The organism is Streptomyces sp. NBC_00299, from assembly GCF_036173045.1.
GTDB lineage: Bacteria > Actinomycetota > Actinomycetes > Streptomycetales > Streptomycetaceae > Streptomyces > Streptomyces machairae.
Genome location: NZ_CP108039.1, coordinates 6,464,391 through 6,478,691 on the forward strand (window position 1 = coordinate 6,464,391; position 14,301 = coordinate 6,478,691).

Annotated in this window: 17 protein-coding genes; 15 read left to right on the forward strand and 2 right to left on the reverse strand. The window is 67.6% G+C overall.

Features of this window, described 5'->3' with window-relative positions; all coding sequences use genetic code 11:
• Nucleotides 1–72: 72 nt before the first annotated feature.
• From OHT51_RS28750 to OHT51_RS28820, 15 genes are all read left to right on the forward strand, one after another.
• Nucleotides 73–1,701: an FtsK/SpoIIIE domain-containing protein gene (locus tag OHT51_RS28750; RefSeq protein ID WP_328881810.1), complete on the forward strand. Its 1,629-nt coding sequence runs from the start codon at nt 73–75 to the stop codon at nt 1,699–1,701.
• Between the two features lie 223 nt (nt 1,702–1,924).
• On the forward strand, nt 1,925–2,875 hold the full coding sequence (locus OHT51_RS28755; RefSeq protein WP_328881811.1) for a C40 family peptidase: 951 nt from the start codon (nt 1,925–1,927) through the stop codon (nt 2,873–2,875).
• Nucleotide 2,876: 1 nt separating this feature from the next.
• A complete protein-coding gene (locus tag OHT51_RS28760) occupies nt 2,877–3,152 on the forward strand; it encodes a hypothetical protein (RefSeq protein ID WP_328881812.1) in 276 nt (91 codons plus the stop codon).
• Between the two features lie 6 nt (nt 3,153–3,158).
• The gene (locus tag OHT51_RS28765) at nt 3,159–4,451 is read left to right on the forward strand and encodes a hypothetical protein (RefSeq protein ID WP_328881813.1); all 1,293 of its coding nucleotides are present in this window, start codon (nt 3,159–3,161) and stop codon (nt 4,449–4,451) included.
• Nucleotides 4,452–4,549: 98 nt separating this feature from the next.
• Nucleotides 4,550–5,623 carry a hypothetical protein gene (locus OHT51_RS28770; protein ID WP_328881814.1) on the forward strand — a complete coding sequence of 358 codons (1,074 nt, stop codon included), beginning with the start codon at nt 4,550–4,552 and terminating at the stop codon, nt 5,621–5,623.
• Nucleotides 5,620–7,785: a hypothetical protein gene (locus OHT51_RS28775; RefSeq protein WP_328881815.1), complete on the forward strand. Its 2,166-nt coding sequence runs from the start codon at nt 5,620–5,622 to the stop codon at nt 7,783–7,785. Before OHT51_RS28770 ends, OHT51_RS28775 begins: the two co-directional genes overlap by 4 nt.
• A gap of 170 nt (nt 7,786–7,955) precedes the next feature.
• Nucleotides 7,956–8,177, forward strand: a complete 222-nt coding sequence (locus OHT51_RS28780) for a hypothetical protein (protein WP_328881816.1) — start codon at nt 7,956–7,958, stop codon at nt 8,175–8,177.
• A gap of 18 nt (nt 8,178–8,195) precedes the next feature.
• Nucleotides 8,196–8,381 carry a hypothetical protein gene (locus OHT51_RS28785; protein ID WP_328881817.1) on the forward strand — a complete coding sequence of 62 codons (186 nt, stop codon included), beginning with the start codon at nt 8,196–8,198 and terminating at the stop codon, nt 8,379–8,381.
• A complete protein-coding gene (locus OHT51_RS28790; RefSeq protein ID WP_328881818.1) occupies nt 8,381–8,539 on the forward strand; it encodes a hypothetical protein in 159 nt (52 codons plus the stop codon). Before OHT51_RS28785 ends, OHT51_RS28790 begins: the two co-directional genes overlap by 1 nt.
• A complete protein-coding gene (locus OHT51_RS28795) occupies nt 8,536–8,832 on the forward strand; it encodes a hypothetical protein (protein ID WP_328881819.1) in 297 nt (98 codons plus the stop codon). Before OHT51_RS28790 ends, OHT51_RS28795 begins: the two co-directional genes overlap by 4 nt.
• A gap of 22 nt (nt 8,833–8,854) precedes the next feature.
• Nucleotides 8,855–9,304, forward strand: a complete 450-nt coding sequence (gene ssb / locus OHT51_RS28800; RefSeq protein ID WP_328881820.1) for a single-stranded DNA-binding protein — start codon at nt 8,855–8,857, stop codon at nt 9,302–9,304.
• 125 nt (nt 9,305–9,429) lie between these two features.
• Complete coding sequence (locus OHT51_RS28805; protein ID WP_328881821.1) at nt 9,430–10,374, forward strand: bifunctional DNA primase/polymerase; 945 nt, start codon at nt 9,430–9,432, stop codon at nt 10,372–10,374.
• A gap of 190 nt (nt 10,375–10,564) precedes the next feature.
• Nucleotides 10,565–11,830, forward strand: coding sequence for a DUF3631 domain-containing protein (locus tag OHT51_RS28810; protein ID WP_328881822.1), 1,266 nt, complete (start codon nt 10,565–10,567; stop codon nt 11,828–11,830).
• Nucleotides 11,831–12,006: 176 nt separating this feature from the next.
• On the forward strand, nt 12,007–12,291 hold the full coding sequence (locus OHT51_RS28815) for a helix-turn-helix domain-containing protein (RefSeq protein ID WP_443052588.1): 285 nt from the start codon (nt 12,007–12,009) through the stop codon (nt 12,289–12,291).
• A gap of 78 nt (nt 12,292–12,369) precedes the next feature.
• Nucleotides 12,370–13,605, forward strand: a complete 1,236-nt coding sequence (locus tag OHT51_RS28820; protein ID WP_328881823.1) for a tyrosine-type recombinase/integrase — start codon at nt 12,370–12,372, stop codon at nt 13,603–13,605.
• 119 nt (nt 13,606–13,724) lie between these two features.
• Here OHT51_RS28820 and OHT51_RS28825 read toward each other — a convergent pair whose 3' ends face one another.
• Nucleotides 13,725–13,898, reverse strand: a complete 174-nt coding sequence (locus OHT51_RS28825; RefSeq protein ID WP_328881824.1) for a hypothetical protein — start codon at nt 13,896–13,898, stop codon at nt 13,725–13,727.
• Between the two features lie 125 nt (nt 13,899–14,023).
• Nucleotides 14,024–14,227 (reverse strand): hypothetical protein, encoded by a 204-nt coding sequence (locus OHT51_RS28830; protein WP_328881825.1) that lies wholly within the window; start codon nt 14,225–14,227, stop codon nt 14,024–14,026.
• Between the last annotated feature and the right edge of the window lie 74 nt (nt 14,228–14,301).

A 14,301-nucleotide genomic window follows, 5' to 3' on the forward strand; every position in this document is an offset into this window, starting at 1 on the left:
ACGATCGCAAAGAATAGAGGGAGTGTGGGGAGGAAGAAACAGCAAGGTCAGAGCGAGGACATGTATGGGCAGATGGCAGGTGCAATCGGTGGCCTGGCCATCGCGTTCGGCGGCCTCGCCGCGATCAAGGACAAGCTGGGCCTGTCCTGGCTGGCCACCGTCGCGCTCACCGCCGGGGCACTGGTCGGACTCGGCTACCTGGCCTGGAAGATCCGAACAGGCACCGCGCGTATGTGGGCGCGCAGCCGGGAGACCTCACCTGCAATCTCGCAGACGGCGTTGCGGCAGGAACCCCCTGTCCAGGCCGCCAGCGAGGCGCACGTGCCGGGCGAGGCCGTAGGCGAGGCGAAGACGCCTGTCGAGGCCGTCCCGAACGGGGATGAGAGCCACCCCCAACTGACCATGTTGCTCAGCAGGGTTGGCGCCATCGGCAGCGATGAACGAATCCGTGCCGGCGACGTCGTGATCGAGCAACTGCCTGGGATTGGCACCGTTTACGACTTCCTGGTGCCGGAGGGCCGCACCCACGATGACGTGGCGAAACGGCTCGGGCGCATCGCGTCGATGTTCGGCGTCACCCGCCTGCACCTGAAGCTGGAAACGAGCCGGAAGACCGAGCGCCGGGTTCGTCTTCTGGTGCTCAACGAGCCTCCGTTCAGCCGCGCGTTCCCGGCGCCGACCCGGCAAGAGATCCAGACGTTCGCGGGCGTTCCCCTCGGACATGAAGTCACCGGCCGGCTCGCCGGGGTGCCGACGTTCGACAAGGCATCCCTGCTGATCGGCGGCATGACCCAGATGGGCAAGACGACACTCGTCAACGGGCTCATCACGTGCCTGCTGATCGCGTACCGGGACTTCGACCTGTACCTGCTCGACGGGAAACTGTGCGGGCTGACCAGGTTCGAGAAGCTCGCTGTGCGCTATGAAGCGTCCGATGACCCGGCAGTAATGGAGGACATGCTCGATGAGCTGAACTCCCGCGTGGCAGGCCGGTACACGCAGCTGCAGGACGCCATCCGCAACCGGCAGCCCGCACCCGTGTTCAAGCCGGTCTTCTTCATCATCGATGAGGCCGCCGACTTCTACACCGACGACGGCACCAAGGAAGGGAAGGAACGGGGCCGTCGGGTAGAGGGCAAGTCCCGATCCCTGGTCGCGAAATCCCTGGAATCGGGGATTTCCACGGTGATGCTGACGCAGCGTCCGGCAAGGGATGCGATCCCAGTGAAGGTCAGGGATCAGTTCCTGTACCGGGGGTGCCTGTACGTGGCCTCGGAGGGCGGCGCGAAAGTCGCCCTCGGTGACTCGTACTTCGAAACAGTCGCCCCGATTCACCCGTCGCTGCTCGACCCGGACATCAAGGGCCAGTGCGTGCTGTTCGCGAACGGATCTTCCACTCTCATCCGTGGATTCAACTTCTCGGATGAGTTCATCTGGTCTGTGGTCGACGAAGCCTATGACCGTCGCGAAAAGGCCATCCCAGAATCCCCGATCAAGCAGGCAATCGAGCTGGTGCGAGAGGCCGGGAAGGATTTCATGACCACCGCCGAACTGGCCCCGGAACTCGGGATCACGCAAGACGATCCGGTAGAGCGCGGAAAGGCACTTTCGCGGCTGCTGGGCGTTCCTGCGGGCAGGACGGCGCAGGGCCGGGGCTACCGACTGGCTGACCTCATCGCAGCCGGTAGGTCCGGTTCGTGACCGTCATACGGCACCGCCAGCCCACCGTCATGGCACCGACATCCTCGCTCCACCCGTGTCGGTGCCATGACGGTCCGGCACCGCCTCATGACGGTGCCATGACGGTCCCTCATGACGGTCCTGACCAGCACACACGATCCACACCCCCAGGAAGGAGGGAGGAAGCCCGTTGCGTTCCTCTACAGCCGTCCCCATCGGCGCGGGAGCGGCCGCGGCCGTCGTCGTGGCCGCACTCGTGCAAGCCACCGGCGACGACTCCGTCGCAACGGCGTTAGGAACGGCGCTCAGTGCATCCGTTCCCGCCCAATACCGAGAGGTGGTCGAAGAGGCGGGAAATACCTGCTCCGAGATCAGCCCGAACCTGCTCGCCGCACTCCTCACCCAGGAAAGCAACTTCAATCCGAGAGCGCGGTCACCGGTCGGAGCACAGGGCGTTGCCCAGTTCATGCCGTCCACGTGGGAAACCCACGGAATCGACGGCAATGGCGACGGTAAGCGCGATGTGTGGGATCCCGAAGACGCGATCCCCTCATCCGCGAAATACCTGTGCGACATAGCCAAGGACGTCAAGAACGTCCCCGGCAACAAGCAGAGCAACATTCTCGCCGCCTACAATGCGGGGCCCGGTGCCGTCATCAAGGCCGGAGGCGTACCCCCCTATAAGGAGACGCAGAATTACGTCCGGTCCATCACGGCACTCGCCGGTAAGGCGCCCGGCGGGAAACCCGCCACCACGGATCAGGCGGAAGCCGCTATCAACGCTGCAAGCGAGATGATCGGCAAGCCGTATTCGTGGGGTGGTGGAAACGCGAGCGGTCCCAGCACAGGGATTTGCTGTTCTCCCCGGGGCCGGTCCGGAGCATCCATCACCGGATTCGACTGCTCCGGGCTCACGCTGTACGCCTACGCGAAGGCCGGCATAGCTCTGCCTCGCACGGCAGCTCAGCAGTACGCCGCTTCGGAACCCGTCAAGCCTGGCCAAATGCGCCCCGGCGACCTCGTCTTCTACGGCAAGAGCGCCGCAAGCATTCACCACGTCGGCATCTACATCGGCGGCGGCTACCTGCTCAACGCCCCCCGCCCCGACACCAAGGTCCGCGTCGATCCCCTCGACATGATGCGCGACCTGTACGCCGTCGCACGGCCCGTTCCCATTCAGAACAAGGAGATCTGACGTGCCCAAGTTCAACCTCGCCAAGCCCATCGACATGAGCACCGGCTTCAAGGACTTCTTCGACACCATCGGCCTCACCGGCGGCGGACTGGTCACCAAGGGCATCGCCGCCGTCATCGCCGTGATCGCCGTTCGCATGCTGCTCCAGCTGTCCAACGACCCCAAGGGCGCGCTGCGGAAGGGCTCGATGGCCGTCGGCACGCTGTTCGTCGCCGTCATCCTCGCGCTCTACGGCGACACTCTGTTCTCCACCGTGACCAACAACCCTCAGGGCTGATGCCACGTGCCGGACAACGACCCGTGTGACCTCCTCAAAGGCACGCCGGGCTACGAGTACTGCGTCGAGGACAACTCGGGCTCAGGCTCAGGCTCGGACGGGCCCCCCGGCATCGGAGGTGGCGGGGACGGCCTTACCGACGGCGCCTCCGACCACGTCCGGGACCTCGCCGACAGCCTCATCGCGAAGATCAAAGGCCTGGTCGCGTCAAAGGACGGGTGGGCGCCGGAGAAATCCGACAGCGGGCTGTACGAGCCGTTCCTGTGGCTCGGGCAGCACCTGGCGGTCGCCATCTTCGTTTGCGTAGTCGTCGTGTGCGCCCTGACCGCTTGGCAGGGCGCACCACGCCTGAAACAGATGGGCGCATCCACCGGCTGGACCCTGGCGGCTGTCGCCGGCATGGCGTCGGTCCCGGGAGCCGCGATGCTGCTGAACCAGGCCGTGAGCAGTGCGTTCCAGGTCGCGTTCAGCAGCAACGAATCCACCTTGTTCGGGGCGATCAGCGATGACCTGGAGCACGGAGCCGATTCGGGCAACCCGCTCGCAATCTTGATCATCATCAGTGCTCTGGTCGTCGCGCTCGCGTTTGCCACGCTGGTGTTCATGACCCGCCAGCTCGGCATCCTCGTGTTCGTGTGCATGGCCCCCTTGGTGCTTGCTTCGCTGGCTCGCGGGGGCGACACGACTGCGGTCAAGGTCTGGGCGCAGCGGCTTTTGGGGCTGATGTTCGCTCCGTTCGCGCTCTTGCTGATCTCCCCGTTCATGGAGTTCGCCAAGGGCTCGCTGGTGGTGGACGCCGTCCTGCTGATCGCCGCGGACGTCCTGATGCTGCGGATGATCTTCCACGGTGTGCCGTACTTCGGGCCCCGGGTGGCCGGTGCCGCCCGGGCCATGGTCGAAAGCCGGACCAGCAGCCCACTGGCGCGAGCGATCGTCCGGGCGGGTGCCCCGGACTTCTACGAGAAGGAGAACAACCCGCGTGGCCCGCGCACCGTGGACACCCCGGGCCGCGCCATGTCCCAGGACCGCGGAGCCCTGTTCGCCGCCTACGGCACGAACAAGCCTCAGCGGTCCGGACGGCTGACCACCCTGTCGGCCGTCGAGAAGGAACGGCGAGAAGCCAGCGAGAGCGCTGGCCGTCGCGCGCAGATCAGCGCGGTGCGCCAGCAGTACCGGCCCGCACGGCCCCCAGCCACGGCTCGCGCCAGCCGGTCGGCCAATCCCCCGGCTCCGACGCCGGATTCCCGAGGCCGTGCTGCGAGCCCGCCGCCGGCCTCAGGGCGGCCGCCCACCCCGTAAGAGCCGCCCCCGGCCCCGGCGCGCTCCTGCCGCCTGGTGGCGGTGGGAGCGCGCCGGGGCCGGGGGCGTTCCCCAACAGATTTCAGGAGGTTGCTTCCGTGTACTCCCTGGCCCCTGGCTACCGCATCCCTGCTCTGCAACGCGGGCTCAGCCGCACCGAGACCCTGCTGACGAAGGCCAACGTCGGGGTCGGGAGCGCCGTGCTGATGTCGGCGATGATCACCCCACCGCCGGTGTGGACCTTCGGCGCGGTGGGCGCGGCCGCGGCGCTGCTCAACCTGGCGCCCGGCCCGCGCTCGATCGCCCGGTGGGCGACGGTGGGCTTGCGGCATCTGCGCGAGCGCAGTGTGCCGGAGACGATGACCGTGCACCCGGGCACGACCACCACGTGGGCGTTGTACCCGGAGCACGGCACTATGCAGGACCCGCAGCGCCGGGCCGCGTTTCATGAAGCCTTCGCTCGTGCGCTCGCGTTCGCCGGCGGGCAGGCCCGCACCGCGGGTGTCCAGGTGCACGTCACCCATCACAGCACGTACGGCGACTACACCAGCCACACCCAGACGATCTCCGTCCACGTGCCCAAGGGCCTGGTCGGTCACCCCGCCCGGGTTCTCGACAGTCTGCACGGCGAGTTCGCCGCTCTCGGTGCGCTGACACGCGTGGAACCGACGCCGCTCCCCGCGGTTATCGAGCGGGGTGCTGGTTGGGCGGGTTTGGACGACGGGCGGTACGTGGCGACCGCGCGGCTGATCGCCTGGCCTGATGAGACCGACGGGGACTTCATGCCGAAGCTGCTGCTGGGGCCTGGCATGGACCGCTCTTTCGCCGTCCTGTACCGGCCGCTGCCGGCGGGCCAGTCCCTCCGATCCGCGAAGTGGTCAGCCGCCGCGCGCGAAGCCTTCGTCACCGACAAGGTCAAGCAGGACGCCCACGCGATCACGAGCGGGTCGACGCACGGCGCGCTGGTCCAGGGCGCCACGCTCGTCGACGTCGACGGCTACCTGACGGTGTTCGGTGATAGCCCCGAGGCCGTCACCGACGCCCGCTGGCAGGCGTCTCTCGCGGCCGACCGGCACCGCATCCGTCTTGACTGGCTCACCGGCCAGCAGCACCGCGCTCACGTGATGACCACCCCGCACGGAGCCTCCACCAGGAAAGGGGCAATCCTGTGATCCGCCTGCCCACCACCCACGCCGCGATCACGGCGCCGCTCGTCGCCTCCAACGCCCGCTTTCCCGGCATCCCGATCGGCCGCTCCCTCCTGGACGGGCGCCCATTTCACCTTTCCCCCGTCCAGACGTCGGACGCGCTGCTGCCGTCGACGAACAGCCTCGCCCTGGGCGGCCTCGGCTCCGGCAAGAGCACGACAGCCAAGACACGGGCCCGACGCGAGATCCTTGAGAACGGCCACCAGTACGTCGTCATCGACTCCTTCGGCGAGGACAACACGGGCGAGTGGGCGCCACTGACCCGCTCCCTCGGAGGCCGCGTCATCGAGGCCGGCACCTTCACGCTGAACCCCGTCAGCGACCTGCTCCCGCAAGAAGTCCGGGAGCAGCTGGTCCGGTCGCTGATCCTGGCCGTCGAGCCCGGCGCGCTCACCTACCAGGCCACCCACGCGCTCCAGCACGCGCTGAACCACCCCAAGTCGACGTCGCTCAACGGCCTGGTGGACGCCCTGGTCAGCCCGGAAGACGGCCGCTGGCCCGCCGCGAAACTGACCGAGTGGGGCGAGGGAGCGGCGATCGGCCTGTCCCGCTACACCGAGGGCAGCCTGCGCGGTCTCTTCGACGGCCAGGACGCGAGCCTTCCCGAGACGGACCTGCCGATCCTGTCCTTCGACTTCTCCCACCTGGACCGCAACTCGCCGGCGATCCCGTCGCTGATGGCCGCGGTCAGCTGCTGGGCAGAGCACGTGTGGCTGCGCCAGTCGACCGCCGTTCACAAGCACTTGGTGCTGGAAGAGGCGTGGCAGATTCTCCTGTCCGCGGCGACCTCCGAACTGATCCAGCGGCTGCTGAAGAACTCACGGAAGGCCGGGCTGTCGCTGGACGTGGTGATGCACACGCTGTCCGACCTGGGGGACGGCAAGGCCCGCGACCTGGCGAAGCTGTGCGAGATCGCCCACGTCGGGCGCCTGGGCCCGGAAGAGGCCGCCATTGTTGGTGTCCTGCTCGGTCTGCCCGCATGGGCAGTCGAGAGGATCCCGACGCTCGATCCGGGCCAGGCCGTGTGGAAGGTCGGCCCCGACTACGTCGACATCGTGCAGACCGTCTTGGACACGGAGGAAGCCGCGCTCACGGACACCTCGTCACGGCGCCGTGCAGCACAGCAGACCCTGGCCATCGAACAGGACGCCGCTGCCGTAGAGCAGGCCACGGAGCCGTCCGAGGACACCAACGTCGAGGCCGATCCGGGCGAGGGCCTGCACGCGCAGTTCCTGAACGGCGACGGGGGCCGGAGTTGGGATTGGGAAATGCCGCCCAACGTTGTTGACGGTTGGCAGGCCGACGTCGCCCGGCATGAGGCCGTCCTCGAGGCCGCGCACGCAGGCCGATTCAATGAGGCCGCTCAGCTGGCGGCCATCCGCGAGCGCGAGGACATCAGCGCACATGGACTCAACTCCGCTCAAGCTCTTGCCTGGTTGGAGACCCATGCCCAGGTGGCAGAACTGCGAGGGGACCCCGGACAGGCGGTACAGCTGCGCGCTACCGTCGCCCGCATGGGCAACGACGACGTGGAATGGTTCGAGAAGAGCGGCGACAGCACACACCCGACATGGTCCAGCGGACCCCAGGCGCCTGTCACAGCACCGCCTGCTGACACCGAACAGTCGACGTCGGCACGGCGACGCACCTGGCCCTACGTGGCGGCGATCGCAGCCCTGTCCATCGCCGCTGCGGGCGTGTGGCAGTACGCAGAGAACGAACAGCAGCAACAGGAGCGCCAGCAGAGGGCCGCCGCTTACAAGGGCAGGTCAGGCGCAGCGCTCACCATCGAAGGCGTGAAGGCCGACGTCGTAGCGCACTGGACCAGCGACAGGGACAACGTCATCGTCGAGCTGCGCTCCTATTTCGATCGGAATGCTCGGTTCCTGCGGATCGACGGCTCTGGTAAGAGCGCACACAGCGTCCGAGAGGGCGGGTGGCTCCCCAAGGACCCGGAGATCAAGCTGCCTGTCGCAGACCCGTTGGCCGACGTGACGGTCCGGATAGCAGTCGGTGGACGTACGTGGCAGGAAGGATCCCGGGCTACGTCCCGGTCAATTCGCCTGTCTCCGACCGGTGTCGCGTACGACGCACAGACCGGTGAAAAGCTCCCCTCCGACCTCTGACACACGCCTGCCATTGAGGGCCCGCACCCCGCGAGGGTGCGGGCCTTCTCTCGTGCTCGCCTCCGGACGCTCCGTCCAGTCCTCGCCTACCCGCCCCGGCACGGCGATCGAGGACTGAACAGGCCGTCCGGCCTCCCCGCACCGCCCCTGAGAGAAGAGGAGATTCTGTTTTGGCGAACATCAACGGCACCAGCGGTACCGATTTCCCGTGGCGGCGCTTCCTGTACCCGTTCGCCATCGCCGGCGCGGTCGTCGTCGGCGTCTGGGGACTGGCCGCCGCCCTGGCCTGGCTGCTCGGGATCGCCGCCCACACCGCGACCGTCATCACCGGCGCCGCCGGACCCATCAGCCTGTGCGGCTTCACCCTCAAACTCTTCAGCTCCAAGCGCTGACCTTCGACAAGGAGCGCCGTGTTCGAGATCCGCATCATCTGCGAGCCAGACGACGCCGACCTCCTCAGCCAGACCCTGGCCGCCGTGCTCGACACCGGCTCGGCACGCCAGTACCCCACCCGCGACCGCAAGCGCACCCGCCTCTACTTCACCGCCGAACACCGGCCCAACGCCTCCACGGACAACACGATCAGGGAGCACTGATGGACATCGACCCGGACGAGATCGTCACCGTTGAACTGAGCTGGGAAAACGACGGGTTACCGACGACGTATACGCAACGCGTCACCCGCCGCCAGCTCGGAAACCTGCTTGTGCAGGTCGATGACATGGCGGCCGACACGGAGGACCGCGCGGCATGATCCGGCGTCTGTCCCGGCTGCGCATCCAGGTCACCTGCTGGCCTCGCTATGCGCTGGTTCTGACCGACACCCCCAACCCCGGTTGCATCGAGTGCGAGGGGGACGGCGGGTTCGAGCACGACTACGGCGACCACAACGGCGAGTACGCCGGTACCGACTGGGAGCCCTGCACCTGCTGGAACGAGCAGCGCCGCTGGCTGTTGCTCCCCTTGCCGCACAGGCCCCGCTGGCTGCGCCGCTGTGGCATCGACCCGTGGGGGCCGTCCGGCTACAGCGACGAACCGCCCTTCTAACCCGACAAGATCAGGAGACAGCATGTCGTTCGGAGAAACCCCCGTGACCCTGGTCGGCAACCTGACCGACGAACCCGAGCTGAAGTTCACCGAGGGCGGCGCCGCTCTCGCGAAGTTCACGATCGCCGTCACTCCGCGTTCGTTCGACCGCACGGCCAACACGTGGAAGGACGGCACCACCGCCTTCTACCGCTGCGCGGCCTGGCGCACCCTCGCGGAACACATCGCCGAGAGCCTCAAGAAGGGCTCCCGCGTGGTCGCGTCCGGCCGGATGCGCCAGCACGACTGGACCACCGACCAGGGCGAGAAGCGCTCCATGCTCGCCGTGGAGGTCGACGACATCGGCGCCTCGGTCCGCTTCACGACCGTGAGCATCAACGCCAAGCGCGCCGCCAGCAACGGCCCCGCGGGCGATGACCCGTGGAACACGGCGAACAACCCCGCCAAGGAGGGCGAAGAGCCCCCGTTCTAACTGCGCCAAGGGCGGCCCCCCACTCTCGCCAAAGATCACGGGGCCGCCCTTGTCCACCAGCCCATCAACAGACCTGTGGAGGACTCCAGCATGACCCCATCGACCCGCATCGGTCGAGGCCAGGCATGAGCGACCCAACCAACGCACCCGACATCCCCAGCATCGGCCTGGGCAGCCTGCATCTGATCGCCGCCGCCCTGCTCTCCGCAGAGCGCGGCTGGCCGGTCATCCCCCTGACCCCCAACACGAAGAGGCCCGCCGGACACCCCGAGCGCTCCTGCCCCGGTACGGGGCGCTGCTCGGCCGGCCACCGCACCCCCGAGCAGCGCGCCACCACCGCCCCGGACCTGATCCACGCGGCATGGGCGCACAAGCCGTACAACGTCGGCGTCGCGACCGGCCCGGCCGGGCTGCTCGTCGTCGACCTGGACGTGTGCAAGCCCGAAGAGCCAGAAGGAGCGCCTGACGGCGCCACTTCCTTCAAGGCGCTCTGCGAGCGCGCCGACGAGCCGATCCCGTACACCTACCAGGTGCGGACTCCCAGCGGGGGCCGCCACCTGTACTTCACCGCCCCTCCCGGCAGCCGGTTCAAGAACAGCGTCAACCGGCTCGGGCCGCACATCGACACCCGCGCCTGGGGCGGCTACGTCGTCGCCGCCGGCAGCACCACCGCGCACGGCGCGTACGAAGTCGCCGAGAACGCACCCGTGGCCCCGCTGCCTCCGTGGCTCACCGCACTGCTCGTCGAATCCCTCAGGCCCACCGCACCGACCGCGCTTGCACCGGTGAGGGACGGGACACGGGCCGCTCAGGTCGCCCTGGACCGCGAATGCGCAGTCATCCAGGCCGCCTGCGAGGGCGGGCCAAACGGCCGCAACAAGACGCTGCACACCAGCACGTGCAAGGTGGCCCGGTTCGTCGCCTGGGGACACATCAGTCGATCCACGGTCGAAGAAGCAGTCCAGGCGGCGGGGGAGTCCACGGGACTGCCGGCTGCCGAGTGCCGCACCACCATCCGCAGCGCCATCGAGTGGATTCTGGCGAACGCCACGCCGCGGGAGGCCGCGTGACCACCGTCCGCTCCCCCCGCCTGGATTGCCTCCCCGCCGCCCTGAACAGCCCGCAGGACGCCCAACAGCCGTTCTGTGAGCGGGCAGTGGGCGCCCGAAAGGGCGACGCCGAAGGCGTCCTTTCAGCACTTCGTCCCAACCGCCGCGGGCTGCGCCCGCTCCGGAGCTCCCGGGAAGGGAGGACCACCGCATGACCGACACCACCGACGCTGCGCCGTCCAACGAAGGCGCCGCGCTGCTCGACGAGGTCGAAGCGTTCCACCGCCGCTTCAACGTCTTCCCCACCGAACACGCCTACGTCGCCGTCACGTTGTGGGACGCCCACGCCCACCTTATGGACGCCCTCGATGGCACCGCCCGCCTCGCTTTCCTGAGCCCCGAACCGGGCTCGGGGAAGTCCCGGGCACTGGAGATCGTCGAGACGCTCACCCCGCGCGCGGCGACCACCGTCAACGCTTCCGCCAACGCCCTCTTCCGGTTCGTGTCCGCAGAAGACAGCACCCCCACACTCCTCTTCGATGAGATCGACACCGTCTTCGGGCCCAAGGCCGGCGGGAACGAAGAGGTCCGCGGGTTCCTCAACTCCGGCTACCGGCGCGGCGCCAAATCCTTGCGCTGCGTCGGTGACGGCTCAGATCAGAAGGCAGGGTTCTTCCCCTCGTTCTGCGCTGTCGCCATGGCCGGGCTCGGCTCCCTGCCGGACACGATCCTGACCCGCTCCGTCATCATCCGCATGCGCAAGAAAGCGCCCAACGAGAAGTGCGAGCCCTACCGGCGCCGCGTCCACGAGAAGCAGGGCCACGCCCTACGCGACCGGCTCGCCGACTGGACCGTCACCATCCACGACGAGATCGCCGCCGCGTGGCCGGAGATGCCCGAAGGTGTCACCGACCGTCCAGCCGACGTATGGGAACCGCTCCTCGCAGTCGCCGACGCGGCCGGCGGACACTGGCCCGAACGCGGCCGGGCCGCCTGCATCGCACTCATCAAGGCCGCCCAAGAAGGCGACGAAGCCTCCCTAGGAGTGCGCCTGCTGACAGACCTGCGCGACAAGGTGTTCTGCGGCGCCGACCGCATGCCCACCGCCGCCATCCTCGAAGTCCTCCACGGACTCGATGACGCCCCGTGGGCCGACCTCAGCGAGGACGGACAGACCAGCAAGCCGCTCACCGCACGCGGCCTGTCCAAGCTCCTGAGCCAGTACGCCCGACCCGACAACAAACCGATCAAGCCGCGCGGCATCCGCGTCGGAAGCGGCACCCCGAAGGGCTACTACGCCGAAGATCTACGCGACGCGTGGGCCCGCTACTGCCCCCCTACCCCTGAAAAGTCCGCAACATCCGCAACAGTCGCAACACCGCAGGTCAACGGGGCTGAACCTGTGGCGGAAGACCCTTCTGAAAGCCGCCACGCGTCCGCGGAAACCGACGCACGCCAACTCCGCATCGCGGGCTGATCGCCCCCGCCCAACAGGTGCCGCCGCGCTCGCGCGCGGCGGCACCTATCCGCAACACAACCGGCATCCGCCACAGATTCAAGCCGCTGACCAGCAATGTTGCGGCGTGGCGGATGTTGCGGATTCCCAGGAAGGGGCTTGGCCCCGCTGTCACGCGACGAAGGAGAGCCCTCCGCATGGACACGGCAGGGAGTGCCGCTACACAAACCGCAGTGAAGGCGGCTTCGGAGGTGGTGACTGAGCGAGCAGTCGCTCGCCACAGGAAGGACGTCATGAAGAGGTACTTGACTACTGCGGAAGTCGCCGAGCGCTATCGCACGTCGCCCGCAACTATCCGTTACTGGCGCTACGCCGGCACCGGCCCGCAGTGCTTCATCAGGCGCGGTCGGCATGTTCTATACGACGCCGAAGCGCTCGACAAGTACGACGCTGACGAGATCGGCGGTCGATGCGCAGCGTGACCCGAATCCGCAGAAAACCTCGCTGGAAAGAACGCTACTTCATGGCTGACTCGGCTTGCTCTGGAGGGAGTGGGACTGATGGCTGATGTGTATGACCGCTGGCACCTGTCCCGGCCCTCGGCCGACGCCGAGCCGTGCGAGGTGCACAGCACCAAGACGGCGACCGTGTACCCGAGCACAGAGCATGGAGTCGGCAAGCGCTGGCAGGTGCGCTACCGGGATCTGTCGGGCAAGCAGTGTAAGGAGAACTTCGGGAAGCGGACGGCCGCGGACTCTCGGGCCGCCAAGGTGAAGGCTGAACTCGACGGCGGCACGTTCGTGAACCGGGAGCTCGGCAAGCAGAAGTTCAGGGCTGTCGCTGAGCGCTGGCAGGAGACGGCCGTACACCGCGAGCGGACCGAGACCAACGTCGAGCGGGCTCTACGGCTGCACATTTACCCGACGTTCGGCAACCGGCAGATCGGCAGCATCCAGCGCGCGGACGGCCAGAAGTGGATCAAAGATCGGTCCGCCGCCATTGCCCCGTCGACGTTCGCGACGCCCTGGAACGTCTGCACCAGCATCCTGAAGATGGCCCACCAGGAAGGCATCATCCCGAAGTACCCGTGGGAGGGTCTAAAGCCGCCCGAGGTGTTCTATCCAGAGATTCACCCGCTCGACCCGGAGGCGGTGAAGGCACTGATTGTCACAGCGTCCCCGAGATATCGGGCGTTGGTTCGGCAGGCGGCTTCCACGGGACTCCGCCAGGGCGAGCTGTTCGGCCTGGAAGACGAGGAGCCGGCCGCTACCGTCACGGTCAGGCAGCAACTGATCGGCCCTGACAAGGGCGTGCCGTACCTGGGTGAGCCGAAGACCAAGCAGAGCTACAGAGCCGTGCCTCAGGGGCAGTCTGTCGTCGACGAGATCGAACGTCACCGGAAGGGTTTCCCGCCCAAGGTCGTGTACATCGAGGACCGGACGAACCCACGCAAGCCCGTGTGGCGACGTGCCCGGCTGCTGTACACGAGCGAGACGGGCGGGGCGATCCGGCGCGGCAGTTGGGCGAAGCTGTGGGCCCGCAACATCAAGCGGGCGAACGCCCACCTGGCGAAGTCCGGCAGCAAGGTACGCGTCCCCGAGGGCACTACGCTCCACGACCTGCGCCACTTCTACGCCTCGGTTCTGATCAAGAATGGGGCGACGCCGAAGCAGGTACAGATGCGTCTCGGTCACGCAAAGCCATCGATCACGCTGAACGTGTACACGCATCTGTGGGAGGCGGAGGCGGATCGGACGGCCGACATGATGGAAGCCGTCCTGAACGATGTGCCCTGAGAGTGCCCTGAGGACGTGACTGACGGCTGGCTTCCCAGGTCAGGAAGCCAGCCATACACCCTGTGCGGGGGTGCCGCCCTCTACTTCATCGTCTGCGGAGACTGTCTCGGGAAGCCTTGTCAGCCCCCGAAGGACCCCTTGGTCCGTTCTTTCCCGCCCCGCAGCTTGCCCCGTGCTTCGAGAGCGGCGCCCTTTGCTGCGAGGGTTTCCTTGTGCACCGTGTGGGCCGCCTTGCGCACGGTCTTGCCTACGAGCTGTTCGGCTTTTGCCTTGGCTCTCTCTCCGGCACTCATCTCGGTACCTCCGCGAGGTCTCACCTGGCCGTGTGCCCTTGAGGCAGGGGGCAAAACGCAGGCTTCCTTCCCTTGCACCGACCGGAACCCATCCGTGGCCCCGGCCCGCTCGAGCCCAGGCCTTCTCAGGCGCCCGTCTGCGGCTGTCGCGCTGATACGGCCCTTACTGCCGAGCCCGAGACGAGTACTCCTGACAGAGCGATCAGACTGGTCAGGATGTCCTGGATCTGTGCCGCCGGGGCATAGACGATCACGATGACGATGACCAGGGCCGCCCAGTCCTTCGGGCGAGCGATTGACAGTACGGAGCGGGTTGGAGCCACACTCATAGCGGTACCTCCTGGTACTCAGAGCCCGCCTCACCGACCTTGCCGCCAAGCCCGTTCGGTGGTGCGGGCCTCCT